This is a genomic window from Streptococcus mitis, assembly GCF_002096845.1.
Lineage (GTDB): Bacteria > Bacillota > Bacilli > Lactobacillales > Streptococcaceae > Streptococcus > Streptococcus mitis_A.
Map to the genome: position 1 here is coordinate 194,802 of NZ_NCVK01000060.1, position 26,282 is coordinate 221,083.

25 protein-coding genes, 2 tRNA genes and 1 pseudogene are annotated in these 26,282 nt (G+C 38.8%); 20 read left to right on the plus strand and 8 right to left on the minus strand.

Annotated features, from left to right (window positions below):
* Positions 1–28 precede the first annotated feature (28 nt).
* The 8 genes from B7695_RS10455 to B7695_RS10500 all read left to right on the plus strand — a co-directional run bounded on the left by B7695_RS10455 (position 29) and on the right by B7695_RS10500 (position 5,410).
* Positions 29–295: a chorismate mutase gene (locus B7695_RS10455; RefSeq protein ID WP_000362440.1), complete on the plus strand. Its 267-nt coding sequence runs from the start codon at positions 29–31 to the stop codon at positions 293–295.
* Positions 292–666 carry a fluoride efflux transporter CrcB gene (gene crcB / locus B7695_RS10460; protein WP_084891609.1) on the plus strand — a complete coding sequence of 125 codons (375 nt, stop codon included), beginning with the start codon at positions 292–294 and terminating at the stop codon, positions 664–666. Before B7695_RS10455 ends, crcB (B7695_RS10460) begins: the two co-directional genes overlap by 4 nt.
* Complete coding sequence (gene crcB, locus B7695_RS10465; protein WP_084891611.1) at positions 660–989, plus strand: fluoride efflux transporter CrcB; 330 nt, start codon at positions 660–662, stop codon at positions 987–989. The genes crcB (B7695_RS10460) and crcB (B7695_RS10465) overlap by 7 nt, the downstream gene beginning before the upstream one ends.
* A gap of 118 nt (positions 990–1,107) precedes the next feature.
* On the plus strand, positions 1,108–1,455 hold the full coding sequence (gene rplS / locus B7695_RS10470; protein ID WP_001068669.1) for a 50S ribosomal protein L19: 348 nt from the start codon (positions 1,108–1,110) through the stop codon (positions 1,453–1,455).
* A 42-nt stretch (positions 1,456–1,497) separates the two neighbouring features.
* Positions 1,498–1,569: transfer RNA gene (locus B7695_RS10475), tRNA-Arg, on the plus strand.
* A 693-nt stretch (positions 1,570–2,262) separates the two neighbouring features.
* Positions 2,263–3,129, plus strand: coding sequence for a helix-turn-helix domain-containing protein (locus B7695_RS10485; RefSeq protein ID WP_084891613.1), 867 nt, complete (start codon positions 2,263–2,265; stop codon positions 3,127–3,129).
* A gap of 234 nt (positions 3,130–3,363) precedes the next feature.
* Positions 3,364–3,921, plus strand: coding sequence for a CYTH domain-containing protein (locus B7695_RS10490; RefSeq protein WP_084891615.1), 558 nt, complete (start codon positions 3,364–3,366; stop codon positions 3,919–3,921).
* Positions 3,922–4,195: 274 nt separating this feature from the next.
* Complete coding sequence (locus tag B7695_RS10500; RefSeq protein WP_084891617.1) at positions 4,196–5,410, plus strand: MFS transporter; 1,215 nt, start codon at positions 4,196–4,198, stop codon at positions 5,408–5,410.
* Positions 5,411–5,646: 236 nt separating this feature from the next.
* Here B7695_RS10500 and yidA read toward each other — a convergent pair whose 3' ends face one another.
* Complete coding sequence (yidA, locus tag B7695_RS10505) at positions 5,647–6,453, minus strand: sugar-phosphatase (RefSeq protein WP_084891619.1); 807 nt, start codon at positions 6,451–6,453, stop codon at positions 5,647–5,649.
* Positions 6,454–6,465: 12 nt separating this feature from the next.
* Positions 6,466–7,770, minus strand: a complete 1,305-nt coding sequence (locus tag B7695_RS10510) for an HD domain-containing protein (protein WP_084891621.1) — start codon at positions 7,768–7,770, stop codon at positions 6,466–6,468.
* Positions 7,771–7,841: 71 nt separating this feature from the next.
* Here B7695_RS10510 and B7695_RS10515 point away from each other — a divergent pair, with 71 nt between their 5' ends.
* The 3 genes from B7695_RS10515 (at position 7,842) to ffh (ending at position 10,225) form a co-directional block, all read left to right on the plus strand.
* Positions 7,842–8,219, plus strand: coding sequence for a YwiB family protein (locus B7695_RS10515; RefSeq protein ID WP_084891623.1), 378 nt, complete (start codon positions 7,842–7,844; stop codon positions 8,217–8,219).
* A 90-nt stretch (positions 8,220–8,309) separates the two neighbouring features.
* Entirely contained in the window at positions 8,310–8,642 is a 333-nt protein-coding gene (locus B7695_RS10520; protein WP_000402066.1) for a putative DNA-binding protein, read from the plus strand.
* An 11-nt stretch (positions 8,643–8,653) separates the two neighbouring features.
* Positions 8,654–10,225 carry a signal recognition particle protein gene (gene ffh / locus B7695_RS10525; RefSeq protein ID WP_084891624.1) on the plus strand — a complete coding sequence of 524 codons (1,572 nt, stop codon included), beginning with the start codon at positions 8,654–8,656 and terminating at the stop codon, positions 10,223–10,225.
* A gap of 416 nt (positions 10,226–10,641) precedes the next feature.
* Here the strand turns inward: ffh and B7695_RS10530 are convergent.
* From B7695_RS10530 to B7695_RS10545, 4 genes and pseudogenes are all read right to left on the minus strand, one after another.
* A pseudogene (locus B7695_RS10530) lies at positions 10,642–10,881 on the minus strand (uracil permease); the annotation flags it as partial.
* A 50-nt stretch (positions 10,882–10,931) separates the two neighbouring features.
* Entirely contained in the window at positions 10,932–12,170 is a 1,239-nt protein-coding gene (locus B7695_RS10535; protein ID WP_084891626.1) for an NAD(P)H-dependent oxidoreductase, read from the minus strand.
* Between the two features lie 18 nt (positions 12,171–12,188).
* On the minus strand, positions 12,189–12,794 hold the full coding sequence (locus B7695_RS10540; protein WP_020900666.1) for an NADPH-dependent FMN reductase: 606 nt from the start codon (positions 12,792–12,794) through the stop codon (positions 12,189–12,191).
* A gap of 59 nt (positions 12,795–12,853) precedes the next feature.
* Entirely contained in the window at positions 12,854–13,777 is a 924-nt protein-coding gene (locus B7695_RS10545; RefSeq protein ID WP_084891628.1) for an FAD:protein FMN transferase, read from the minus strand.
* Positions 13,778–14,084: 307 nt separating this feature from the next.
* Between B7695_RS10545 and nox the strand changes: the two genes are divergently transcribed.
* The 4 genes from nox to B7695_RS11850 all read left to right on the plus strand — a co-directional run bounded on the left by nox (position 14,085) and on the right by B7695_RS11850 (position 17,261).
* Complete coding sequence (nox, locus tag B7695_RS10550) at positions 14,085–15,464, plus strand: H2O-forming NADH oxidase (RefSeq protein WP_084891630.1); 1,380 nt, start codon at positions 14,085–14,087, stop codon at positions 15,462–15,464.
* Positions 15,465–15,615: 151 nt separating this feature from the next.
* The gene (pdxS, locus tag B7695_RS10555; RefSeq protein WP_000138519.1) at positions 15,616–16,491 is read left to right on the plus strand and encodes a pyridoxal 5'-phosphate synthase lyase subunit PdxS; all 876 of its coding nucleotides are present in this window, start codon (positions 15,616–15,618) and stop codon (positions 16,489–16,491) included.
* Positions 16,492–17,079 (plus strand): pyridoxal 5'-phosphate synthase glutaminase subunit PdxT, encoded by a 588-nt coding sequence (gene pdxT, locus B7695_RS10560; RefSeq protein WP_049524878.1) that lies wholly within the window; start codon positions 16,492–16,494, stop codon positions 17,077–17,079.
* A gap of 2 nt (positions 17,080–17,081) precedes the next feature.
* On the plus strand, positions 17,082–17,261 hold the full coding sequence (locus B7695_RS11850; RefSeq protein ID WP_474104099.1) for a transposase: 180 nt from the start codon (positions 17,082–17,084) through the stop codon (positions 17,259–17,261).
* Between the two features lie 31 nt (positions 17,262–17,292).
* On the opposite strand, the gene B7695_RS11610 is transcribed toward B7695_RS11850, so the two are convergent.
* Positions 17,293–17,655 (minus strand): hypothetical protein, encoded by a 363-nt coding sequence (locus tag B7695_RS11610; protein ID WP_142358894.1) that lies wholly within the window; start codon positions 17,653–17,655, stop codon positions 17,293–17,295.
* Between the two features lie 537 nt (positions 17,656–18,192).
* On the opposite strand from B7695_RS11610, the gene B7695_RS10570 reads away from it, so the two are divergent.
* Positions 18,193–19,527: an Nramp family divalent metal transporter gene (locus tag B7695_RS10570; RefSeq protein WP_084891632.1), complete on the plus strand. Its 1,335-nt coding sequence runs from the start codon at positions 18,193–18,195 to the stop codon at positions 19,525–19,527.
* 78 nt (positions 19,528–19,605) lie between these two features.
* On the opposite strand, the gene B7695_RS10575 is transcribed toward B7695_RS10570, so the two are convergent.
* Positions 19,606–19,693 (minus strand) — tRNA-Ser (locus tag B7695_RS10575).
* Positions 19,694–19,854: 161 nt separating this feature from the next.
* Between B7695_RS10575 and B7695_RS10580 the strand changes: the two genes are divergently transcribed.
* The 4 genes from B7695_RS10580 (at position 19,855) to B7695_RS10595 (ending at position 25,841) form a co-directional block, all read left to right on the plus strand.
* Entirely contained in the window at positions 19,855–20,595 is a 741-nt protein-coding gene (locus B7695_RS10580; RefSeq protein WP_084891634.1) for a DeoR/GlpR family DNA-binding transcription regulator, read from the plus strand.
* The gene (pfkB, locus tag B7695_RS10585; RefSeq protein WP_084891636.1) at positions 20,592–21,503 is read left to right on the plus strand and encodes a 1-phosphofructokinase; all 912 of its coding nucleotides are present in this window, start codon (positions 20,592–20,594) and stop codon (positions 21,501–21,503) included. The genes B7695_RS10580 and pfkB overlap by 4 nt, the downstream gene beginning before the upstream one ends.
* The gene (locus B7695_RS10590) at positions 21,500–23,452 is read left to right on the plus strand and encodes a fructose-specific PTS transporter subunit EIIC (protein WP_084891639.1); all 1,953 of its coding nucleotides are present in this window, start codon (positions 21,500–21,502) and stop codon (positions 23,450–23,452) included. Before pfkB ends, B7695_RS10590 begins: the two co-directional genes overlap by 4 nt.
* 85 nt (positions 23,453–23,537) lie before the next feature.
* A complete protein-coding gene (locus B7695_RS10595) occupies positions 23,538–25,841 on the plus strand; it encodes a DNA translocase FtsK (RefSeq protein WP_084891641.1) in 2,304 nt (767 codons plus the stop codon).
* The last annotated feature ends 441 nt before the right edge of the window (positions 25,842–26,282 follow it).

A 26,282-nucleotide genomic window follows, 5' to 3' on the forward strand; every position in this document is an offset into this window, starting at 1 on the left:
CAATAATTCAAATAAAGGAGGAGACTTCATGGATTTAGATATTATTCGTCAAGAAATTGATCAAATCGACGACCAAATTGTCAAACTGTTAGAAGAACGAATGCATTTGGTTGAGGGGGTAGTTGCCTATAAGAAAGCTTCAGGTAAACCGATTTTAGATACCAAGAGAGAAGAAGTTATTTTTGAAAAGGTTAGAAGTCGTGTAGAGGACAAGCGCTATCAGGAGACTATTGTAGCGACTTTTTCTGACATACTCAAACGTTCGCGTGATTATCAGGATCAAAACATCAAATGAAAAAAGAACAATTTTATCCGCTAGGGATTTTTCTAGCTGCCATGGTGGGCGGACTTGTCCGCTACCTGGTTTCTACTTGGTTACCAGCCAGTCCAGACTTTCCTTGGGGCACCCTTCTTGTCAACTATCTGGGAATTTTCTGCCTGATTTATCTTGTCAAGGGCTATCTGGTCTATAAGGGAACCAGTAAGGGCTTGGTTTTAGCACTGGGTACAGGTTTTTGTGGAGGTTTGACAACCTTTTCTAGTCTCATGTTAGATGCTGTAAAACTACTTGATACAGGTCGTTATCTTAGTTTGGTACTGTATTTGCTTTTGAGCATCGGTGGAGGCCTACTCTTGGCCTATTGTCTGGGGAGGAAGAAATGGTAATCATCTATCTTGCAATCGCTTGTGGTTTCGGAGCTTTAGTGCGCTATTTCTTTTCCCGCTATAATCAAGCTTCTAAATTGCCACTCGGAACGCTCATAGCCAATCTTTTAGGTTGTTTTTTGATTGGCTTATTCTACAATCATGTAGAGTCTAAGGAAGTCTATGCTATTCTAGCAACTGGCTTTTGCGGAGGTTTAACAACCTTCTCTACCTTGAATGACGAACTTCAAAGACTGTTAAGTGATAAGAAGGTTTTTTATTCTTACCTGACTTTGACCTACCTAGGTGGTTTGGTTGCGATTTTTTTAGGAATTCTGCTATAAATTTCTTTACTTTTTTGTGGAAATTTGGTAAACTGTATCTTGTGTGTAATGGACGCACAAAAATACAGTTTATCCGCTGAGGAAGATTCCTCAAGATTGACAAAGATAGGAGAATAAAATGAATCCATTAATCCAAAGCTTGACTGAAGGTCAACTTCGTACAGATATCCCATCATTCCGTCCTGGTGACACTGTTCGTGTACACGCGAAAGTTGTCGAAGGTAACCGTGAACGTATCCAGATTTTTGAAGGTGTTGTTATCGCACGTAAAGGTGCTGGCATCTCAGAAAACTACACAGTTCGTAAAATCTCTAACGGTGTAGGTGTTGAGCGTATCTTCCCAATCCACACTCCACGTGTTGAAAAAATCGAAGTTGTTCGTTACGGTAAAGTACGTCGTGCGAAATTGTACTACTTGCGTGCACTTCAAGGTAAGGCAGCTCGTATCAAAGAAATCCGTCGTTAATTCGACTAAAAAACTCTGCTCAATCAGCAGAGTTTTTATCTAGCTCCCTTAGTTCAATGGATATAACAACTCCCTCCTAAGGAGTAGTTGCTGGTTCGATTCCGGCAGGGGGCATTTTTAGTAAATTAAGAAAAATAAAGAATATTCAAAGTGTTTATTTATAGGCAATCATCACAATTTAGTTTTTTGAAATAGGTTAGTGTTTTTTCTTTGACTAATTCATAATCAAAATTTTACAAAAAATTATATTTTGATCAATGATTACAGAATAAAGTGGATCTGCATAGTAACTTTGACATCTATTAGTTGAAAAATAAGGACTTCCTTTGTTAGAATGTCCTTATTTTTATTATGGAATTAGACAAATGAGGTTAAGGTTAAGATCTATGAACTTAGAAAGCAAGTACAAAGCTTTAAACAGCTTTCAAAAAGATTTGGTGTGGATTTTTTGGGCTAAGGTATGTGACAAAATGAATTGATTGTTATGAAATAGATAGCCTAAAAAATGGGGAAAATCGTTATTGTTCCCCTGAATTTGATATGTTGTAAAAGATTATTTCTGGTCTGTTAAATATATCAATAACAAAATCTGAATATGATAGTCTAATATCTAATCCATTTCAAGTTAATAAGTTTATCAATCGTTTGAGTAAGGAAATTTCAAAAGAAGAAGGGATAGGTTTTCAAAGGTAACCTATCTGGTCATTGTTTATATATAATTTGTATCTTTTGGTTTATTAATTTGTATTTAAAATTTAATCATGTTACAATTGAAATTGATATCAAATTGAAAAGGAAAATGCAAACGTGGGCACACTTTTAGCAACAAGATTAAAAAATAGACGAAAAGAATTAAAAATGTCTCAGCGAGAATTGGCTGAGGGGATATGTAAACAGGGACAGATTAGTCGATTAGAGAATGGAGAATTTACTCCAGGAGCAGACTTTTTATATGCTCTGTCTAAGAAGTTAAAAGTTAGTATAGATTATTTTTTTAATGAGCAGATTGTAGAAGAGATTGATGAGTTATCAGAGTTTAAAAAGTTAGCCCAGACATTTATCACAAATCGAAATTATGAGTCTTTGAAATATATATATGAATTAGAGAGTGTAAAGGTGCATCGCTTGTCTCTAGTAAATAAATTTTATATGGAGTGGACAAAATCTCTTATAGATTTTTATTTCTATGGGCAAAAAGAGGAGGCTGTGGCAAGATTGGAGAAGGTACTGTCTCAGTTAAGTGTAACTGACTTGACCTACCTTCAAGTTGCAAATACTCTATTCAATTTTTATTATGATATTGAAGATTTAGAGAGTTTTAATGAAATTAGAGAAAAGTTAGAGTATCAAGTAAATCAACTCAAGTTAAACACAATCGAAGAATTAAACCTTTCTATTAAATTTAATTATAATGTTTGTCGCTATCTATGGTTGCAGAATAATACTGAAGAGGCTATTACTAAAATCACAGATACGATAAAGCAATGTAAGACGTATAGAACAACGTATCTTTTGGCTGATTTGTATTTATTGATGGGAAATGTCAGTAAGAATTTTTCTTCTAAAGTTGCAGTAAAAGAGTACTTTGAAACGGCTTATTTTCTATATAAGCTTGAGGGAAATATGTCAATGGCTCTTAAAATCGAGCATTACATTGCAGATATAACAGAATAGTAAAGACGATGTTCAATTAAGCATCGTTTTTTAAATCCAAAATAATACAAATATGTATTTAATAAAAATAAATAAAAAAATATCATCAAAAATCTTGACAGTATTATATTGAAGTGCTAAAATGAGTGCAAGAAAATATCAGGCTTTGTGTCTATAAAACATCACCAGAAACTTACTATAGACTGAGTGAATGTAAAGAGACTTCAGCCTTTAAAGAATTGAGAGGTAAAATTAATGAATGAATTAGAAGTTAGATTTGAACTCAACGATGAGAGAGATTATAATAATGCTATTTCATATTTAGAAAAATCTTATAAATTTAAGAATGAAAATAAGCAAGTTGATAAATATTTTAAAACAAAAGGAAGAGAATTTGAAAATGATGAGGTAGGTAGCTTTATCTACAGAATTCGCCAAGAAGATGATAATAGAGCAAGTATTTTCACAAGAAAAGATACGATAAAACAAGGAATGTGGAGTGAAAGTGAAATAGAATTGGAATCTGAAAAATTAGAATTTGTAAGAAATATCTTGCAAGATGGATTTTCAAATATTTTCACAATAAGTAAACATAGAAAGACTTATCATAATGAATTAGAAAATAAAACGATTAATCTAGATAAGATTGATGGTCTTGGGTTTTATCTTGAGATAGAGATTTTAGGAGATTTTTCAAAAGAAGATTATAGTAATTTTTATGATAAAATGTGCGGAGAGTTCTCGTTTTTAAATTCAAAAATAGAAACAAAGGGCTATGTCCAATTAATGAGAGAAAAAAATGGACGTAATTAAAATTATCAAATAGTCTTGTTGGGATTGTTTACTCAATTACTGGATTTGGAAGTTTGATAGCAGTAACCTTTCTTTCTACTTTTTGAATAAGAAGGATGTCTTTATCTTGATTTTAGAGTATCTGGTAAGGATGTATATTTCATTGAGTTAGAAACTATGTATGGTTTAAGTGAAAATAGTGAGGTACCAACTCTTGCAAAGAGGTTTGGAATAAGTCTTACCGATTTAATAAAAAGTGATATTCATCGTGATTTAACTAGAAAGAAGGGACATTTTGGATATTAACAAGAAAACGTTTTATACAATAACTTTTGGTGAATTTATATCAAATATTGGAGATAGATTTCAGAAAATTGCTTTTCCAATCTTAATTTACCAGGAATTTCATTCGTCTTTTGCAATGGGAGGAATGGTGATTATTGAATTGCTACCTCAATTCTTCTTGGGATTTGTTATGGGTTACTTATTAGATAATTTCAATAAGAAAAAAATACTATTATGGTCTACATTAATACCGGTATTATTATGTAGTGTAATACCGATATTATCTAAATATTCAGTTTCTATATTCTTTTACTATGTTATTGCATTTTTGATTCCTTTATTTTCGACACTTTTTCAAACAGGATTTTCAGTCATTACTCCTGCCTTATTTGAGAAGGAAGAATTGCAAAAATATAATTCGCAGTTTCAAGGTGTAAGAACTATTTCAAAATTAGTTTCTCCTGCTCTGGCGGGGTTATTGATGTTAAAGTTTAATATTAATAGCATTTTTTTTATTAATAGCGCTTCTTTCTTGTTATTATTTTTTTCAATACTAATTTCATATATTCCAGATCAAGAACACAAGGAGAATGGTAATGATGATATAAAAGAAATTTTTGTAGGTTTTAAAGAGAACTTTACAAATATTAAATTGAGGATTTCTTTACTCTTTACTATTGTTGTGAATATCGCTATGCTAGGTTTCAATGCAACGATTATTTTTTATTTACAGGATCAATTAAAATTATCAAATAGTCTTGTTGGGATTGTTTACTCAATTGCTGGATTTGGAAGTTTGATAGCAGTAACCCTTCTTTCTACTTTTTTGAATAAGAAGGATGCCTTTATCTTGATGAATATATCAATGGCAACCATCCCACTTGTCATTATGGTGAGTGGAATAGTAGAAAATTGGATATTTTTTGGAATTTGTTATTCAATTTTGAGTGGATTAATTACAATAGCTTCTGTTTCGATTACAACAATACAGCAACAAGAAAGTACTGTGTATAATATTGGAAAGATACTTTCTAGTTCTTTTGTAATAGCTACCATTTTTGCACCTTTTGGAGGGATATTGGCCGCTTATTTTAATTGGCTTTTAAACCCGAGATTAAGTTTAGTTATTTTGGGATTACTAAGTAGTTTATTGGTTATTCTTATAAAGAGTTATGAAAAAAAGCTAACTAAGAAAAGAACTGCAACATTTATAAAGGAAGATTAGTGGATCAATTATCATTAGAAAAAATAATATTAATTCGTAGTAAAATAAAAAAATGAAAAAGGTTTTACATAATGTACTACCTTTTTCAGATTTAATAATTATTTAGGGGATAAAACTAGAAACCAAAAATACTGAATTTTAAACTGCACCCCAAAAGTAAGATTTTTTCTGTCTAACTTTTGGGGTCAGTACATTATCTCTAACTTTTGGAGTGCTTTTTCTATATTCAAATTATTTTACAGTACCCATGTACGGATGGCATGGGCAACGCCAGATTCATCATTAGATTTAGTGATGTATTTGGCGATTTTTTTGATTTCTGGATTTCCATTTTCCATGACTACAGGGTTGCCAACGACTTCCAGCATGGCACGGTCATTTTCTTCGTCACCGATAGCCATGGTTTGGTCTTTGGTCAATCCGAGTTTTTCAGCTAAGTGAGTAATAGCTGAACCCTTGTCTACATTTTTTTTAAGGAGTTCAAGGTAGAAAGGAGCAGATTTGTTGATGGAGTAGCTCTCATAAAATTCGGCTGGTATCTTTTCAATGGCAGCATCGAGAATTTCTGGTTCATCGATGAACATACATTTGACGATTTCCTTGCCAGCCATTTCTTCAGGTGTACGGTAGAAGATGGGCATGCTGACGAGGGTTGATTCGTGCACAGTGTATTTTCCGATATTGCGATTGGCTGTGTAGATGCCGTCCTTGGTAATAGCGTGCATGTGGACACCGAGCTTACGACTGAGAAATTCCATATCCAGATAATCCTCATAAGTCAAGGATTCGCTGATAATCTCATGTCCTGTAGCAGTTTCTTGGACAAGGGCACCGTTGAAGGTTACGACATAGTCACCCTCGTCTCTCAACTGCAAGTCGTCTAGAAGTTTGGCAACACCTGCGATAGGGCGTCCAGTTGCAATCACGACTTTGACACCAGCTTCTTTGGCGTCTTGGATGGCAGAAAAGACTTCAGGTGTGATTTCCTTTTGGCTGTTGACTAGGGTTCCGTCAATATCAACGGCAATTAGTTTAATACTCATAAATTTCCTCTTCTAGTTTTTATTTGGGGTAAAATGATCGTTCTCAATCAAGTGTAAAAATTGCTGGGTAATACTTGCAAAGATACTGTTTTGGTCTAACATTTCTTTTGGGAAATAGAAACGATTATCTCCATGGCGACTGCCAGCAAGGGATTGGACGATAGGAGACAGGCTAGAGAGTTCGGCCAGTTCTCCATTTTTTTGTAAAATCTCAATCTGTGTCCGTGGATTTTCAGATTCGGGACGATAGATATCATAAGGGAGATCGAAGTTCTTATGAATGGCAGTGTAGTAGTCTGGATCAAAGCCGATGTCCTCAACCAATTTTCTCATGCTAGCGAGTTGGTCTTGGTCTTCTTGTGAAAAGGTAATGGATTTAAAGACCTTACGGTTGACAAAACGTTGCGACAAGTCTGCGAGAATCTTGTCAGGACTGGTCATCCAGAGCTGGAAGTAGGTATTCATCACACCATCATCCAGAGCCAGATAATCAGACAAGGTCACATTTTTTTCAAAGAAAGTCAGGAGATGTGGGGAAGTTCGGGCAAAGAAGTCCTTGTCCTTAGGATAGAGTTCCTTGGCGCGTTTGAGAAGATTCTGTAGGAGAACTTCCATGGCGCGTGTTGCGGGGTGGAAATAAACCTGCATATACATCTGGTAACGACTAAGGACATAGTCTTCGATGGCGTGCATGCCATTGCGCTGAAAGGCGATACCATTTTCGACAGGACGAATGACTCGGAGGATTCGAGTCAGGTCAAATTCTCCATAGGATGCTCCTGTAAAATAGGAGTCTCGCAAGAGATAGTCCATGCGGTCCGCATCAATCTGACTAGAAATGAGTTGCACAACCTGCTTGTTTGGATAGGTATGGTCAATGACACTGGCTACCTTTTCTGGAAAATCTGGCGCCACTTGTAGCAGGACTTGGTGAATCTCCGTCTCATGACTTTGGATAATCTCCTGAGTAATGCCTTCATGGTCTGTATCAAAGAGATTTTCAAAAGTATGAGAGTAGGCACCATGACCAAGGTCATGAAGGAGTGCAGCGGTCATGGTCAAGAGAGACTCAGAAGGATTCCATTCCTCGGGATATTTTTCTTCAAAAATCTCTGTGATGCGACGAGCAATCTCATAGACTCCTAGACAGTGGGAGAAGCGACTGTGCTCCCCACCGTGGAAGGTATAACTGGAAGTTCCTAGTTGCTTGATTCGACGCAAACGCTGAAATTCTTTTGTATTAATCAAGTCATAGATGATTTGATTATTGACATGGATGTAGTTGTGAACTGGGTCACGGAATACTTTTTCGTTCATATGACCATTATAGCAAAAAGCTAGAGTTTTTGGTAAAATAGTAGGACAAGAGACAAGAAAGAGGACTTGATGTGAAGATTCGGATGCGAAATACGATTCAGTTTGATGAGCAGTTGGAAGTGATTGACCAGCTTTATGACGTGGAAGTGCATGAAAAAGGAGATTATAGCTACCTGCTTTTCTATAATGAGGAAAAGGAAAAAGTGGTTATTAAATTTCATGGTCAAGAACTGGTGATGAGCCGATTTTCCAATCCCAAGACCATTATGCGCTTCCTAAAGGATAGTGATAGTTTGGCCTATATTCCTACACCAATGGGCATGCAGGAGTTTATCATACAAACGATCCATTATCAAGTTGATGGGCAAAAGATTGAGCTAGATTATCAACTACAAAATCAAGAGGGCCATCCCTTTACTAGCTATCAATTGGAAATTACTTGGGGCTAGGCTCATGTCTTTTTCAAATTTACCTGGCTATCTTCTCGGATTGGCTTCCTAGTGTGGTAGATTAGGCTAATTTTTGGTATAATAAAAGTTATGGAAATCGAAAAAACCAATCGTATGAATGCGCTCTTTGAATTTTATGCGGCGCTTTTGACAGATAAGCAAATGAATTATATAGAGCTCTACTACGCTGATGATTATAGTCTTGCTGAGATTGCCGAGGAATTTGGTGTCAGTCGTCAGGCTGTCTATGATAATATCAAGCGGACAGAAAAGATTCTGGAAGATTATGAGATGAAATTGCACATGTACTCGGACTACATTGTCCGCAGTCAGATTTTTGATCAGATTTTGGAGCGCTATCCAAAGGATGACTTTCTGCAGGAGCAGATAGAAATTTTAACAAGCATTGATAATAGAGAATAAGAGGAAGAAAAATGGCATTTGAAAGTTTAACAGAACGTTTGCAGAACGTCTTTAAAAATCTACGTAAAAAAGGAAAAATCTCTGAGGCTGATGTTCAAGAGGCAACCAAAGAAATTCGCTTGGCCTTGCTTGAAGCCGACGTTGCCTTGCCTGTTGTAAAGGACTTTATCAAGAAAGTTCGTGAGCGTGCAGTCGGGCATGAGGTCATTGATACCCTTAATTCTGCGCAACAAATTATTAAAATCGTTGATGAGGAACTGACAGCTGTTTTAGGTTCTGATACGGCAGAAATTATCAAGTCACCTAAGATTCCAACCATCATCATGATGGTCGGTTTGCAGGGGGCTGGTAAAACAACCTTTGCAGGTAAATTGGCCAACAAGCTCAAGAAGGAAGAAAATGCCCGTCCTTTGATGATTGCGGCGGATATTTACCGTCCTGCGGCTATTGACCAGCTGAAGACACTGGGTCAACAGATTGATGTGCCGGTTTTCGCTCTTGGAACAGAGGTTCCAGCTGTTGAGATTGTTCGTCAAGGTTTGGAACAAGCCCAAGCCAATCACAACGATTATGTCTTGATTGATACGGCAGGTCGTTTGCAGATTGATGAGCTCCTCATGAATGAGCTTCGTGACGTGAAAGCCTTGGCTCAACCAAATGAAATCCTCCTTGTCGTTGATGCTATGATTGGTCAAGAAGCGGCCAATGTTGCGCGTGAGTTTAATGCTCAGTTGGAAGTGACTGGGGTGATCCTTACCAAGATTGATGGTGATACTCGTGGTGGTGCGGCCCTATCTGTTCGTCACATTACCGGAAAACCAATTAAGTTCACTGGTACAGGTGAAAAGATTACGGACATTGAAACCTTCCACCCAGATCGCATGTCTAGCCGTATCCTTGGTATGGGGGATATGCTCACTTTGATTGAGAAAGCTTCTCAGGAATACGATGAGCAAAAAGCCCTTGAAATGGCTGAGAAGATGCGTGAAAACACCTTTGATTTCAATGATTTCATTGATCAGTTGGATCAGGTGCAAAACATGGGTCCAATGGAAGACTTGCTCAAGATGATTCCAGGTATGGCTAACAATCCAGCCCTTCAAAACATGAAGGTGGATGAACGCCAGATTGCTCGTAAACGTGCCATTGTATCTTCCATGACACCTGAAGAACGTGAAAACCCAGATTTGTTAAATCCAAGCCGTCGCCGTCGTATCGCTGCAGGCTCTGGAAATACATTTGTCGAAGTTAATAAATTCATCAAAGACTTTAACCAAGCTAAACAGCTTATGCAGGGAGTCATGTCTGGTGATATGAACAAGATGATGAAGCAGATGGGAATCAATCCAAACAACCTTCCTAAAAATATGCCAAATATGGGAGGAATGGATATGTCTGCCCTTGAAGGAATGATGGGACAAGGCGGTATGCCTGACCTGTCAGCTCTCGGAGGATCAGGAATGCCAGATATGAGCCAAATGTTTGGTGGCGGACTCAAAGGTAAAATCGGTGAATTTGCTATGAAACAATCCATGAAACGCATGGCTAACAAAATGAAAAAAGCGAAGAAGAAACGTAAGTAAGACAAGAGATTGAGCCAAATAAAGCAAATATTATAACAAAATGCATAGTATCAAGGTTTATGTGAATACCTGATATTATGCGTTTTTTGATTTTAATAATTTTGTTAAGACACTTTTATAGTAAAATGAAATAGGAATGTAGCGACAAAAATTTGGAATTTAAATCAATTTATAAGAATGTTTTAGAGGTAGTGTCGTCCTGTTCCAGATTCAGTCCACTATATTATGATATACGAAAAAGAGTCTGGGACAAAAGTCTAACCTTAAATATAAAAAGCGAACAAAGCAAGTTATCTGACACTCAGAATTCTGTCTTGTTCGCTTTTTTGTCTAACCTATCGATTTTAAAAATTTATAATAAAGAATTCCTAAAATCAAAATCTTTTTATCCCAGACTCTTAGGTGTATTTAGATTCTTAATCTTTATTTTCGTATGGCAAGATTAAGTTCAAGATGATTCCTATCATGGCTGATAGGGCAGTACCTGAAAGGGTACCTGGACCGAGTTTAAGGATAGCTCCTCCAAGTCCAAGGACCAACATAGCACTTGCGATGATTAGGTTACGCATTTGACCGAAATCAACACGTTCTTTGATCAAGACTTTCAAACCGTTGCTGGCGATAACTCCATAGAGAAGGATTGACATACCAACCAAGTACAGTTGACAAAGAGCCAAAAAAGGAACCATAACGGTTCCTAAAATTATTAATTACTTGCGCCAGATGTAGCGTCTGCGCCACCACCGTGACCTCCAGCATCACCTGAATCAGAAGCTCCAGATGTAGCATCTGCTCCGCCATGTCCTCCAGCAGGAGCTGCAGTATTTCCACCAACTAGACGTTGACCAGTTGTATTGAGGTACCAGTCAAGCCATGGTTGGAAATTAAAGATGATTTCATTGATTCCAGCATATGAACCATCTGGATAGTACATTGCTTGGTAATTATGGGTATTAATAACGCCTTCTGGTGTTCCTGGCACAATTGTACGGACATATTCTTGGTCTCCGTTACGCAATACGCCGACAACCCATTCAACATTTTTCATTCTAGAATCTGGTAATGAACCGTGTACAGTTCCTAAACGGTTTCCTGATTGAGCACGTACACGTTTACCAAACATTGTATTTGGATCTTGGTGTGCGTTATTAAAGTACAAGAATTGGTTATTATCATCTGCAAATGTCAACTCAAATGGCATTGCTTTCAAGAACATGTCAATTTGGTTAACTGTCAAGATACCATGGTCTAATTTAACGTAAGTATCTCCAGAAACAGCTCCAACAAGTTCAGCTGCTTTTTCTACCCATTCAGGATCATCTGGATCAACACCTTGAATGGTAGTTGCAATTGAATTTGTACAATATAAATCTTCTGGTGCAATTGGTTTTGGTTTTTTCAATTTTGAAACGACTCCCACATATTTTACAAAGTTGTCCAAGCATGTTTCAAGGAAATTAATAGTTCCTTCATTTGTGATATTGCCCTCATCGTCGAAAGCTTCTTTGGCTTTACCAAGAAGGAATTCATTTCCTGGAAGTGTGTAGGCATTGACACCTGGAGCGTCAAGAATCTTACGAAGGTGAACTTGGGCACGAGAAGTACCTTGGTCGTAGTAAGAAGCTCCCACAATCATGACTGGTTTGTTTTCAAATGGATGAACTTCGTATGAAAGCCATTCAAGAACAGATTTTAGAGAAGCTGAGATTGTGTGGTTGTGCTCAGGAGTAGCAATAATGACACCATCAGCACGCGTAATTCTGTTATACAAGAGACGCAATTGGAAACTTTCATCCCATTTTTCGTCTTGGTTAAACATTGGAACTTCATCAATTTCGAGGACTTCTAATTCAAATTTGAGTTTGAAGTGACGACGGATGAATTCCAAGAGTTTACGGTTATATGATTGATCGTAGTTTGATCCTACAAGTCCAACAAATTTCATTCTTTTTGGTCTCCTATCTTACAAATTTTCCCAGTCAAATTCTTCAGCATCTTTGCGAAGTAAGGCTTGTGCGTTGCGCAATTTTTCTGTGATTTTTACAAAGATACGGAAGTCATCAAAAGTAGCATCCAGTTTTTTGATAACATCAAGATCTACTAGATCTCCACTTGGATTAAAGGCTTGAAGAGAATGTGAAAGCAAGAATTCATCAGGAAGGACACTTGCTTTGATTTCTGGTGCGTTTAAGATTTGGCGAAGTTGTAATTGGGCGCGTGATGAACCAAGTGTACCGTAAGAAGCACCTGTAATCATAATTGGTTTGTTCAAGAGTGGGTAAATACCATAAGACAACCAAGCAAGAGCGCTCATCAAAACAGCTGGGATAGAGTGGTCGTATTCAGGAGTACCGATAATAACGCCATCTGCCTCTTCTATTTTAGCAGCAATTTCCAAAATTTCAGCAGGTACTTGCTTGTCAGCTGGCTTGTTAAAGACAGGGATATCCTTGATTTCAACAAGTTCAATTTCAGCTTTATCAGCAAAGTGTTTTTGCATGTATTGAAGCAATTGACGGTTTGTAGAACGTTTTGAATTTGTTCCAACAATAGCAATAAGTTTTAACATGAGATTTCCTTTCTCTTTTTACATAATACGATTTTAAAACTCCATTGAAACAGTTGTCTCTATAGAGTAGGGATTCCTGAAGAACAGCTTAGGTGACCTTCCTTATCAATCAGAATCGCTTCGATTCCCTCCAAACTTTCGACTTGCCAGAGGATAGAAGCAGGTCTTTCTCCAAAGAGTCGAGTTGTCCAGATTTCACCATCAACTGACTTATCAGAGATGATTGTGAGACTAGCGAGTTCTGTTTCAACAGGATATCCTGTCTGACTGTCAAAAATGTGATGGTAATCTTTTCCATCGACTGTCAGGTGACGTTCATAAATGCCTGAAGTCACGACAGATTGATTGACAACAGGGATAGTCATTAAGTGATTTCCCCTTGGATTTGCTGGGTCTTGAATCCCGATTTGCCAAGGTTGATTCCCTCTTGCCTGATTTTTTCCAATGGTCAGGATATTCCCTCCCAGATTAATCAAGGCAGACGTCACACCCTCTTTCCTAAGAAATTGGGCAACCTTATCCGCACTGTATCCTTTGGCTAAACAACCTAGATCGATCTTCATTCCTTTCTGTTTTAAAAACACAGTGGAAGTAGAAGAATCTAACTCGATAGAATGAGGATTGATTAAAGGGAGCACCGATTCAATTTCTTGAGGTTGGGCGACCTTGGCATCTGAAAAACCGATACGCCAGGTTTGAATTAAGGGACCAATACTGATGTTGAGATGGCTAGAGGGCGCTAGGCTATGCTCTAAACCAAGTGAAATTAGTTCAAACAGGTCTGGATGAACCTTGACAGGAGCTATTCCTGCTTGATAATTGATTTCCATCAACTCAGCTTCCTGACTATTGGCATTGAAGCGGTATTCGAGCTCTCTGAGTAAATCAAAGGACTTTTGGAGCAAGATATCGGCTCGCTCATCTACTAATGAAATAGTGATAGTAGTCCCCATTAGCCGTTCGGAATGTGAACTAAGAGGCAAGCTACCAACTCCTTTCTCTTATGAAAAGAAGGTTGAAATATAGTAAATTTATGAAAAATGAACCCCTTACATTTTCTTTCCATGATACTAGCATACCATAAAGTCAGCGTTTTCACAAATAAAATTTGTAAACTTGTCAAGAAATATGCTCACGGAATGAAGAAAAATTGCAAGAATCCGTGTTAAGATACAGATTGTTTACAATTTTTTACAAAAAAATCGGGAAAATTAGTTAAACTCTTGTAAACGCTAACAGTAAATGTTATACTAGAAGAGTAAATTTAAAATTGAAGGTAGGAATTTTTCTATGAGTAAAATCGTTGTAGTTGGTGCTAACCACGCTGGTACAGCATGTATTAATACTATGTTGGATAATTTTGGGAATGAGAACGAAATCGTTGTATTCGACCAAAACTCTAACATCTCTTTCCTAGGATGTGGAATGGCCCTTTGGATTGGTGAACAAATTGACGGTGCTGAAGGCTTGTTCTATTCTGATAAAGAAAAATTGGAAGCTAAAGGTGCTAAGGTGTACATGAACTCACCAGTTCTTTCAATCGACTATGATAATAAAGTAGTTACAGCAGAAGTTGAAGGAAAAGAGCACAAAGAATCATACGAGAAATTGATTTTTGCTACAGGTTCTACACCAATCTTGCCACCAATCGAAGGTGTTGAAATTGTTAAAGGCAACCGCGAATTTAAAGCAACTCTTGAAAACGTACAATTCGTGAAATTGTACCAAAATGCTGAAGAAGTTATCAATAAACTTGCTGACAAGAGCCAGCACCTTGACCGTATCGCCGTTGTTGGTGGTGGTTACATCGGTGTTGAACTTGCTGAAGCCTTTGAACGTCTTGGAAAAGAAGTTGTCCTTGTCGATATTGTTGATACTGTCTTGAACGGTTACTATGACAAAGACTTCACACAAATGATGGCGAAGAACTTGGAAGACCACAACATCCGCTTGGCGCTTGGTCAAACTGTTAAAGCAATCGAAGGTGACGGTAAAGTTGAACGCTTGATTACTGATAAAGAAACTTTCGATGTGGATATGGTTATCCTTGCAGTTGGTTTCCGTCCAAATACAGCCCTTGCTGATGGTAAGATTGAACTCTTCCGTAACGGTGCCTTCCTTGTAGACAAGAAACAAGAAACTTCACTTCCTGGTGTATTTGCCGTTGGTGACTGTGCGACTGTTTATGACAACGCTCGTAAAGACACAAGCTACATCGCCCTTGCTTCAAACGCAGTTCGTACTGGTATCGTTGGTGCCTACAACGCTTGTGGACATGAATTGGAAGGAATCGGTGTTCAAGGTTCAAATGGTATTTCAATCTACGGTCTTCACATGGTTTCAACTGGTTTGACTCTTGAAAAAGCTAAAGTTGCTGGTTACAACGCAACTGAAACAGGCTTTAACGATCTTCAAAAACCAGAATTTATGAAGCATGACAACCATGAAGTTGCCATCAAGATTGTCTTTGACAAAGATAGCCGTGAAATTCTTGGTGCGCAAATGGTCTCACGCGATTCTGCAATCAGCATGGGAATCCACATGTTCTCACTTGCTATCCAAGAGCATGTAACAATTGATAAATTGGCATTGACAGACCTATTCTTCTTGCCACACTTTAATAAACCATACAACTACATCACAATGGCTGCACTTACAGCTGAAAAATAAAAATGAATGAGCTATCTGGCCTTAAGCTAAGGTCAGATAGTTTTTTCATCATTCTGTACCCATACAATTATGTTTTTTTTATCTTGTGATTCATTCTAATCTAACTTAAAATGAAATGGTAGCTACCAATACAAATGATGAGGAAAAAGAAATGACTGAAAATCGTTATGAACTAAATAAAAACTTGGCACAGATGCTCAAAGGTGGGGTTATCATGGACGTTCAAAATCCTGAACAGGCCCGTATTGCAGAAGCTGCTGGTGCGGCAGCTGTGATGGCCTTGGAGCGGATTCCAGCTGATATTCGTGCAGCTGGTGGTGTTTCCCGTATGAGTGATCCAAAGATGATTAAGGAAATTCAAGAAGCGGTTAGTATTCCAGTAATGGCCAAGGTCAGAATCGGGCATTTTGTTGAGGCTCAGATTTTAGAGGCTATCGAAATTGACTATATCGATGAGAGTGAGGTTTTATCTCCAGCTGACGACCGTTTCCATGTGGACAAGAAAGAATTCCAAGTTCCTTTTGTTTGTGGTGCTAAGGATTTGGGAGAAGCCTTGCGTCGTATCGCTGAAGGTGCTTCTATGATTCGTACTAAAGGAGAACCAGGTACAGGGGATATTGTCCAAGCTGTTCGTCATATGCGCATGATGAATCAGGAAATTCGCCGTATTCAAAACTTACGTGAGGACGAACTTTATGTTGCTGCCAAGGATTTGCAAGTCCCTGTAGAATTGGTTCAATACGTCCATGAACATGGAAAATTGCCTGTTGTAAACTTCGCGGCTGGAGGTGTTGCAACGCCAGCAGATGCTGCGCTTATGATGCAATTAGGTGCAGAAGGCGTCTTTGTAGGTTCAGGTATTTTTAAGTCAGGAGATCCTGTTAAACGAGCCAGTGCCATTGTTAAGGCTGTGACTAACTTCCGTAATCCTCAAGTCTTAGCTAAAATCTCTGAAGATTTAGGAGAAGCCATGGTTGGTATCAATGAAAATGAGATTCAAATTCTCATGGCTGAGCGAGGAAAATAGATGAAAATCGGAATATTGGCCTTGCAAGGTGCTTTTGCAGAACATGCAAAAGTACTAGATCAATTAGGAGTCGAGAGTGTTGAAATCAGAAATCTAGATGATTTTCAGCAAGAACAGAGTGACTTGTCGGGTTTGATTTTACCTGGAGGAGAGTCTACAACCATGGGCAAGCTCTTACGAGACCAGGAGATGCTTATTCCCATCCGAGAAGCCATTTTATCTGGCTTACCAGTATTTGGGACCTGTGCGGGTTTAATTTTGCTGGCTAAGGAAATTACTTCTCAGGAAGAGAGTCATCTAGGAACTATGGATATGGTGGTCGAGCGCAATGCCTATGGGCGCCAATTAGGAAGTTTCTACACGGAAGCAGAATGTAAGGGAGTCGGTCAGATTCCAATGACCTTTATCCGTGGTCCAATTATCAGCAGTGTTGGCGAAGATGTAGAAATTCTAGCAAGAGTTGACGATCAAATTGTTGCTGCCCAAGAAAAAAATATGATGGTGACCTCTTTTCATCCAGAATTGACTGATGATGTGCGCTTGCACCAGTACTTTATAAATATGTGTGACAAAAAGATAGTGGAATAAAAATTGATAAATCAAGTTTCGATTCGCTTTTTCCAAAGAATCATTGTTTAAGTCATCTGACAGTATTCTGTGATTTTAGATTTATTTACGATAAATTAGAAAAGAATGATTGTTTTGACTTAGGGCATAAAGCTTATATGCTGAATATAGTGTTCAAGTATCTTTTATTGGGAGCACTTTAGAGGATGGAGTTAAAATACTATTCTATACTCCTTAATACTCTTCGACAATCTCTTCAAACCACATCAGCTTCACCTTGCCGTAGATATGGTTACTGACTTCGTCAGTTCTATCCACAACCTCAAAACAGTGTTTTGAGCTGACTTCGTCAGTTTTATCTGCAACCTCAAAGCTGTACTTTGAGCTGACTTCGTCAGTTTTATCTGCAACCTCAAAGCTGTACTTTGAGTAACCTGCGGTTAGCTTCCTAGTTTGCTCTTTGATTTTCGTTGAGTATAAAAATGATGTATAGGACTGGTCAAAAAGATCACTTCGAAAATAGCAAAAAACGAGTATCTCTACAGATGGAGATACTCGTTCTATTATGTGTGAAGCTATGAGTCTGTCTTGCTCCATAGGATGAGCGTAGAAGTTTATACCAAAAAAACTCCAAAAGCGACACAATAAAGGAGATTAAGACAATTTTAAATTTTTTTTGAGATGTAGGTAATGAGTTAAAATCAATGGCGGTTAAACAGGGTGAAAAGGATCAAGCAAAAAGTCTTTAAAATCAAAAAAACGCATAATATCAGGTGTTTTACAACGTTTTTTATTTTATTCTTTGGTATTCTTTTGCAAAAAAAGAATACAACATTTTGTTGTATCCTAAATATTAAAGCAAGTCCTGAATTTTCTTAAGTTTTTATCATATTTTCTGTTATAATTAAGGTGCCTTAAGAAAAATAATGAAAAAACTAAATGTTTTTCATATAGTTTTCATTTTTGTGTTATAATTAAGGTGCCTTAAGAAAAATATTAAGGTGCCTTAAGAAAAATAATGAAAAAACTAAATGTTTTTCATATAGTTTTCATTGTTTTAATAGTTTAAAGTCAATCTTATTTTTCTCTAATAGAAAATAATGAAAAAGTAGGTTTAGAAAGAGGTAAGTATCTATGTCTTCTCATAAAAAAGTGTCACTCTCTGAGATTAATCAATCTATCGATACTCCAAATAACAATCATTTCTGGCAAAATTTAAAGGCCTTTTTAGGTCCGGGTGCTCTTGTCGCAGTTGGTTATATGGATCCAGGAAACTGGATAACCAGTGTGGTTGGAGGTGCATCCTATAAGTACAGTCTCTTATTTGTCATCTTGATTTCATCACTCATTGCTATGCAGCTTCAGCAGATGGCAGGAAAGCTTGGAATTGTAACTCAAATGGACTTGGCTCAAGCAACGGGTCATCATTCACCCAAATGGCTTCGTTATAGCTTATGGGTGATTTTGGAGTTGGCCTTGATGGCGACAGACCTGGCAGAAGTTCTAGGTTCAGCGATTGCTCTCAATCTTCTTTTTAAGATTCCGATTATGATAGCCATCCTTTTGACGGTTCTAGATGTCTTTCTCTTATTGCTTTTGATGAAATTTGGCTTTAAGAAGATAGAAGCTATTGTGACAACACTGATTTTAACGATTTTAGCAATCTTTACTTATCTGGTAGCTTTATCAAATCCAAGTTTCCAAGGAATCGCTGAGGGTTATTTACCCAATTCGACCTTATTTGAGAGTCCTTTGCCAGGTCATGAAAGTCAATTAACTTTAGCTCTGGGGATTGTAGGTGCGACGGTTATGCCTCATAACCTCTATTTGCATTCTTCCTTGTCTCAAACTCGGAAAATCAATCACAAGGACAAGGATGATGTTCGAAAAGCGGTGCGCTTTATGACCTGGGATTCAAATCTCCAATTATCCTTGGCCTTTGTGGTTAACTCCCTTCTATTAATTCTCGGGGCGGCTCTCTTTTTCGGCCATGCATCTGAGATTTCTGCCTTCTCTCAAATGTATAATGCCTTGCAGGATTCTACTATTGCAGGAGCTATAGCTAGCTCGACCTTATCAACCTTGTTTGCCTTGGCTTTATTAGCCAGTGGTCAAAATTCGACAATTACGGGTACCTTGACTGGACAAATCGTTATGGAAGGTTTCTTGCATATGAGATTACCTCAATGGTTCATTCGTTTGGCAACTCGTCTCTTTGCCTTGTTGCCTGTCATGATTGTAGCGGTTCTGTTTGGTCATCAGGAAAAAACATTGGATCAGTTATTGGTTTATTCACAAGTCTTTCTTTCGATTGCTCTTCCATTTTCAATCTTCCCACTGATTTATCTAACTTCTAAGAAATCACTGATGGGAGAATTTACCAATGCCAAATGGAATACCATCCTTGGCTATATCGTTTCCATTATCTTAACAATTCTCAATGTGAAATTGTTATTTGATATTTTCTAAGAAATTCACCCGAGTTATAAAACAAGCATATAAGAAAAAAGATACCCAAGATTTCTTGGGTATCTTTTTTAAAATAAACGGAAGACATGGGATTCGAACCCACGCACGCTGTTACACGCCTACCGCGTTTCCAACACGGCCTCTTAAGCCTCTTGAGTAATCTTCCAATACTTACTCAAATAGTCTACCATAAAGGCTCTTATCTTGCAATAAAAATTCTAGAAATAAGAAAAATGATAGATTTTGAAAGAAAATGATAAAAAATACTTGACTTTGAAAGGAAGTGTGATAGAATGAATAGTGTAAACGATAACAGGAGGTGATTCAGTGTTAAAAACAGAGCGGAAGCAACTGATTTTAGAGGAGTTAAATCAACATCATGTAGTTTCTCTAGAGAAATTAGTTAGTTTGCTAGAGACCTCAGAATCAACGGTTCGAAGAGACTTGGATGAGTTGGAAGCAGAAAACAAGCTTCGTCGCGTACATGGTGGAGCAGAATTGCCCCATTCCTTGCAGGAAGAAGAAACCATTCAAGAAAAATCTGTCAAAAACCTTCAAGAGAAGAAGTTGCTGGCTCAGAAAGCAGCCTCTCTCATCAAGGAACAAGATGTCATCTTTATCGATGCTGGAACAACAACTGCTTTTTTGATCCATGAATTGATCAATAAGAATATTACTGTTGTGACAAATTCGATTCACCATGCCGCACAGTTGGTTGAAAAGCAGATTCCAACTGTCATGGTTGGAGGAAGTGTCAAGATGGCAACAGATGCTAGCATCGGGGGCGTTGCTCTTAACCAGATTAACCAATTGCACTTTGACCGTGCCTTTATCGGGATGAATGGTGTGGACGATAGTTATTATACGACTCCTGATATGGAGGAGGGAGCTGTGAAGCGAGCTATTTTGGAGAATGCTAAACAGACCTATGTCTTGGTCGATTCGTCAAAAATTGGACAAACTTGCTTTGCTAAGGTAGCACCACTCAAACGAGCTATTGTTATCACAAGTCAAGGGAATGAGCTCTTGCAGGTTATTAAGGAGAAAACGGAGGTAATAGAAGTATGATTTATACAGTCACACTCAATCCATCCATTGACTATATTGTTCGTTTGGACCAAGTCCAAGTCGGTAGTGTCAATCGTATGGACAGTGATGATAAGTTTGCTGGTGGGAAAGGAATCAATGTCAGTCGTGTCTTGAAACGCTTGGATATACCAAATACAGCGACGGGATTTATCGGAGGTTTTACTGGTGAATTTATCACAGATACTCTGGCAAAGGAAGAAATCGAGACACGTTTTGTCCAAGTGGCAGAAGATACTCGTATCAATGTTAAAATCAAAGCAGACCAAGAAACAGAAATCAACGGAACGGGTCCAAATGTGGAACCAGCTCAGCTAGAAGAATTGAAAGCTATTTTATCTAGTCTGACAGCAGAAGATACGGTTGTGTTTGCGGGTTCGAGTGCTAAAAACCTAGGCAATGTTATCTACAAGGATTTGATTGCCTTGACACGTCAGACGGGTGCGCAAGTGGTTTGTGACTTTGAAGGACAGACCTTGATTGATAGTTTGGACTACCAGCCACTTTTGGTCAAACCAAACAATCATGAACTTGGAGCGATTTTTGGGGTTAAACTCGAAAGTTTAGAGAAAATTGAGAAATACGCTCGTCAGTTACTGGCTAAAGGAGCTCAAAACGTCATTATCTCTATGGCTGGTGACGGTGCCCTTCTTGTCACATCTGAGGGAGCTTACTTCGCAAAACCTATCAAGGGAACAGTCAAAAATTCAGTTGGTGCTGGTGATTCTATGGTAGCTGGATTCACAGGTGAATTTGTTAAATCAAAAGACGCAGTAGAAGCCTTCAAATGGGGAGTAGCTTGCGGAACGGCAACTACCTTCTCAGATGACTTGGCAACGGCAGAATTTATAAAAGAAACATATGAAAAAGTTGAGGTAGAAAAACGATGAAAATTCAAGACCTATTGAGAAAAGATGTCATGTTGCTGGATTTGCAGGCAACTGAAAAAACAGCTGTCATTGAAGAGATGATTAAAAGCTTGACAGACCACGGTTATGTGACAGATTTTGAAACCTTTAAAGAAGGAATTTTAGCGCGTGAAGCTTTGACTTCTACAGGTTTGGGTGATGGAATCGCAATGCCTCATAGCAAAAATGCTGCTGTAAAAGAAGCGACAGTTCTCTTTGCCAAGTCAAATAAGGGTGTTGACTATGAGAGCTTGGATGGACAAGCAACTGACCTCTTCTTCATGATTGCAGCTCCAGAAGGTGCCAATGATACCCACTTGGCAGCCTTGGCAGAATTGTCTCAATACTTGATGAAAGACGGTTTTGCTGATAAACTTCGTCAAGCAACATCAGCTGACCAAGTTATCGAACTTTTTAACCAAGCTTCAGAAAAAACTGAGGAACCTGTTCAAGTACCTACCAATGACTCTGGTGACTTTATCGTTGCTGTTACAGCTTGTACAACAGGTATTGCCCACACTTACATGGCCCAAGAAGCTCTTCAAAAAGTAGCTACTGAAATGGGTGTTGGAATTAAGGTCGAAACCAACGGTGCTAGCGGTGTTGGAAATCAACTAACTGCAGAAGATATCCGCAAGGCTAAAGCTGTTATCATTGCGGCAGACAAGGCCGTTGAAATGGATCGTTTCGATGGCAAACCATTGATCAATCGTCCAGTTGCTGACGGTATCCGCAAGACAGAAGAGTTGATCAACTTGGCTCTTTATGGAGATGCTGAAGTCTACCGTGCTGCTAATGGAGCCAAAGCCGCAACAACCTCTAACGAAAAACAAAGTCTTGGTGGTGCCTTCTACAAACACTTGATGAGTGGTGTCTCTCAAATGTTGCCATTCGTTATCGGTGGTGGTATCATGATTGCCCTTGCCTTCTTGATTGACGGTGCTTTGGGTGTTCCAAATGAAAATCTTGGTAATCTTGGTTCCTACCATGAGCTAGCTTCTATGTTCATGAAAATTGGTGGAGCTGCCTTTGGTTTGATGCTTCCAGTCTTTGCAGGTTATGTTGCCTACTCTATCGCTGAAAAACCAGGTTTGGTAGCAGGTTTCGTGGCTGGTGCTATTGCCAAAGAAGGTTTTGCCTTTGGTAAAATTCCTTATGCCGCAGGTGGTGAAGCAACTTCAACTCTTGCAGGTGTCTCATCTGGTTTCCTAGGTGCCCTTGTTGGTGGATTTATCGCAGGTGCTTTGGTTCTTGCTATCAAGAAATACGTTAAAGTTCCTCGTTCACTTGAAGGTGCTAAATCCATTCTTCTCCTGCCACTTCTTGGAACAATCTTGACTGGATTTGTCATGCTAGCTGTGAATATCCCAATGGCAGCAATCAACACTGCTATGAATGACTTCCTAGGCGGTCTTGGAGGAGGTTCAGCTGTCCTTCTTGGTATCGTTCTTGGAGGAATGATGGCTGTCGATATGGGTGGACCAGTTAACAAAGCGGCTTATGTCTTTGGTACAGGTACGCTTGCAGCGACTGTTTCTTCAGGTGGTTCTGTGGCTATGGCAGCAGTTATGGCTGGAGGAATGGTGCCACCACTTGCAATCTTTGTCGCAACTCTTCTTTTCAAAGATAAATTTACTAAAGAAGAACGCAACTCTGGTTTGACAAACATCATCATGGGCTTGTCATTTATCACTGAGGGAGCGATTCCATTTGGTGCCGCTGACCCAGCTCGTGCGATTCCAAGCTTCATCCTTGGTTCAGCAGTAGCAGGCGGACTCGTTGGTCTTACTGGAATCAAACTCATGGCTCCACACGGAGGAATCTTCGTAATTGCCCTTACTTCAAATGCTCTCCTTTACCTTGTCTCTGTCTTGGTAGGAGCAATCGTAAGTGGTGTGGTCTATGGTTACCTACGCAAACCACAAGCATAAAAAATAGAAAAATGAAAAGATTGTACCGTTTGGTGCAGTCTTTTTCTCTTTCCGAAAAGTCTGTCAAATGTGGTATAATAGAAGAATGGCAAACAAGAATACAAGTAAAACAAGACGGAGACCGTCTAAAGCAGAACTCGAAAGAAAAGAAGCGATTCAACGAATGTTGATTTCGCTAGGAATCGCGATTTTATTGATTTTCGCAGCTTTCAAATTAGGGGCTGCAGGTATAACACTTTACAATTTAATTCGCTTGCTGGTGGGTAGCCTAGCTTATCTGGCAATATTTGGTATCCTGCTCTATCTCTTCTTTTTCAAGTGGATACGAAAACAGGAAGGGCTCTTATCTGGATTTTTCACCATTTTTGCAGGCTTGCTCCTGATTTTTGAGGCCTACTTGGTTTGGAAATATGATTTGGATAAGTCGGTATTAAAAGGGACTATGGCTCAGGTTGTGACGGATTTGACCGGTTTTCGAACGACCAGTTTTGCTGGAGGGGGCTTGATTGGTGTTGGTCTCTATGTGCCAACAGCCTTTCTCTTCTCAAATATCGGCACTTACTTTATTGGTTCTATCTTGATTTTAGCAGGCGCTCTCCTAATCAGTCCTTGGTCTGTTTACGATATTGCTGAATTCTTCAGTAGAGGATTTGCCAAATGGCGAGAAGGGCATGAGCGTCGAAAAGAGGAACGCTTTGTCAAACAAGAAGAAAAAGCTCGCCAAAAGGCTGAGCAAGAGGCTAGATTAGAACAAGAAGAGGCTGAAAAAGCCTTACTCGATTTGCCTCCTGTTGATATGGAAACAGGTGAAATTCTGACTGATGATGTTGTGCTTGACGTTCCTCCTGTTCCAGAAGAAGAGTGGGTAGAACCAGAAATCATCCTACCTCAAGCTGAACTTGAATTCCCTGAACAAGAAGATGGCTCTGATGACGAAGATGTTCAGGTCGATTTTTCAGCAAAGGAAGCCCTTGAATACAAACTTCCAAGTTTGCAACTCTTTGCCCCAGATAAACCCAAAGACCAGTCTAAAGAGAAGAAAATTGTCAGAGAAAATATCAAAATTTTGGAAGAAACCTTTGCTAGCTTTGGGATAAAGGTGACGGTTGAACGGGCTGAAATTGGGCCATCAGTGACCAAGTATGAAGTCAAGCCTGCAGTGGGTGTACGGGTCAATCGCATTTCCAATCTCGCAGATGACCTCGCTCTAGCCTTGGCGGCCAAGGATGTCCGAATCGAAGCACCTATCCCAGGGAAATCTTTAGTGGGAATTGAAGTACCTAACTCTGAGATTGCGACAGTTTCTTTCCGAGAACTATGGGAACAATCTCAAACGAAAGCAGAAAATCTCTTGGAAATTCCTTTAGGAAAGGCTGTTAATGGAACCGCAAGAGCTTTTGACCTTTCTAAAATGCCCCACTTGCTAGTCGCAGGTTCAACAGGCTCAGGGAAGTCAGTAGCTGTTAACGGCATTATCGCCAGCATCCTCATGAAGGCGAGACCTGACCAAGTTAAATTTATGATGGTCGATCCCAAGATGGTTGAGTTGTCTGTTTACAATGATATTCCCCACCTCTTGATTCCAGTAGTGACCAATCCACGCAAGGCCAGCAAGGCCCTGCAAAAGGTTGTGGATGAGATGGAAAATCGTTATGAACTCTTTGCCAAGGTGGGAGTTCGGAATATTGCAGGTTTTAATGCCAAGGTAGAAGAGTTCAATGCCCAGTCTGAGTACAAGCAGATTCCGCTACCGCTCATTGTCGTGATTGTGGATGAGTTGGCTGATCTTATGATGGTGGCCAGCAAGGAAGTGGAAGATGCCATCATTCGTCTTGGGCAGAAGGCGCGGGCTGCTGGTATCCACATGATTCTTGCAACCCAGCGTCCATCCGTTGATGTCATCTCTGGTCTGATCAAGGCCAATGTCCCATCTCGAGTGGCTTTTGCGGTATCATCAGGGACAGACTCCCGTACTATCTTGGATGAAAATGGAGCAGAAAAATTGCTTGGTCGAGGTGACATGCTCTTTAAACCAATCGATGAAAATCATCCAGTACGTCTTCAAGGCTCCTTTATCTCGGATGATGATGTTGAGCGCATCGTAAACTACATCAAGGCTCAGGCAGATGCAGACTACGATGAGAGTTTTGATCCAGGTGAGGTTTCTGAAAATGAAGGAGAATTTTCAGATGGTGATTCTGGTGGAGATCCGCTTTTTGAAGAAGCCAAGGCTCTAGTCATTGAGACCCAGAAAGCCAGCGCATCGATGATTCAGCGCCGTTTGTCTGTTGGGTTTAACCGTGCGACCCGTCTCATGGAAGAGCTTGAGATGGCAGGTGTCATTGGTCCAGCTGAAGGTACCAAACCAAGAAAAGTATTGCAACAATAAATTTCTCTCTTATACGGAAATGTGAACCTGACGTGATTTGAAGAGATTTTTGAAGCGTATTATCTATGATGTATAATTAATTGAATCTAAAATAGTACGAAACGACTTTTAAAGCATGAAATTGATTTGAATTCTCTAATAAATTTGTTCACATTTTATTCAAACACTATATCAAGCTGAAACAGGTTTAGAATTTCTTTTAGATATATGAAGACTCCCCTTATAGTTTCTAGTGAATATTTGTTTTTCACTAGAAACTATAAGGGGAACTTTTGTACTCATGTATGAGATAGATTTCTTTTTTTGTTTTATTAATACTCAATGAAAATCAAAGAGCAAACTATGAAGCTAGCCGCAGGCTGTACTTGAGTACGGTAAGGCGACGCTGACGTGGTTTGAATTTGATTTTCGAAGAGTATAAAACTGCATAGCTCACTTTTC

Coding starts and splice junctions, on each gene's coding strand:
- B7695_RS10520 (WP_000402066.1), top strand. CDS start 8,310: ATGGAAATCGAAAAAACCAATCGTATGAATGCGCTCTTTGAATTTTAT.
- rplS (WP_001068669.1), top strand. CDS start 1,108: ATGAATCCATTAATCCAAAGCTTGACTGAAGGTCAACTTCGTACAGAT.
- pdxT (WP_049524878.1), top strand. CDS start 16,492: ATGAAAATCGGAATATTGGCCTTGCAAGGTGCTTTTGCAGAACATGCA.
- B7695_RS10490 (WP_084891615.1), top strand. CDS start 3,364: ATGAATGAATTAGAAGTTAGATTTGAACTCAACGATGAGAGAGATTAT.
- B7695_RS10510 (WP_084891621.1), bottom strand. CDS start 7,770: ATGAACGAAAAAGTATTCCGTGACCCAGTTCACAACTACATCCATGTC.
- nox (WP_084891630.1), top strand. CDS start 14,085: ATGAGTAAAATCGTTGTAGTTGGTGCTAACCACGCTGGTACAGCATGT.
- pdxS (WP_000138519.1), top strand. CDS start 15,616: ATGACTGAAAATCGTTATGAACTAAATAAAAACTTGGCACAGATGCTC.
- B7695_RS10455 (WP_000362440.1), top strand. CDS start 29: ATGGATTTAGATATTATTCGTCAAGAAATTGATCAAATCGACGACCAA.
- B7695_RS10595 (WP_084891641.1), top strand. CDS start 23,538: ATGGCAAACAAGAATACAAGTAAAACAAGACGGAGACCGTCTAAAGCA.
- crcB (WP_084891609.1), top strand. CDS start 292: ATGAAAAAAGAACAATTTTATCCGCTAGGGATTTTTCTAGCTGCCATG.
- ffh (WP_084891624.1), top strand. CDS start 8,654: ATGGCATTTGAAAGTTTAACAGAACGTTTGCAGAACGTCTTTAAAAAT.
- B7695_RS10590 (WP_084891639.1), top strand. CDS start 21,500: ATGAAAATTCAAGACCTATTGAGAAAAGATGTCATGTTGCTGGATTTG.
- B7695_RS10535 (WP_084891626.1), bottom strand. CDS start 12,170: ATGAAATTTGTTGGACTTGTAGGATCAAACTACGATCAATCATATAAC.
- crcB (WP_084891611.1), top strand. CDS start 660: ATGGTAATCATCTATCTTGCAATCGCTTGTGGTTTCGGAGCTTTAGTG.
- yidA (WP_084891619.1), bottom strand. CDS start 6,453: ATGAGTATTAAACTAATTGCCGTTGATATTGACGGAACCCTAGTCAAC.
- B7695_RS11610 (WP_142358894.1), bottom strand. CDS start 17,655: ATGGAGCAAGACAGACTCATAGCTTCACACATAATAGAACGAGTATCT.
- pfkB (WP_084891636.1), top strand. CDS start 20,592: ATGATTTATACAGTCACACTCAATCCATCCATTGACTATATTGTTCGT.
- B7695_RS10540 (WP_020900666.1), bottom strand. CDS start 12,794: ATGTTAAAACTTATTGCTATTGTTGGAACAAATTCAAAACGTTCTACA.
- B7695_RS10570 (WP_084891632.1), top strand. CDS start 18,193: ATGTCTTCTCATAAAAAAGTGTCACTCTCTGAGATTAATCAATCTATC.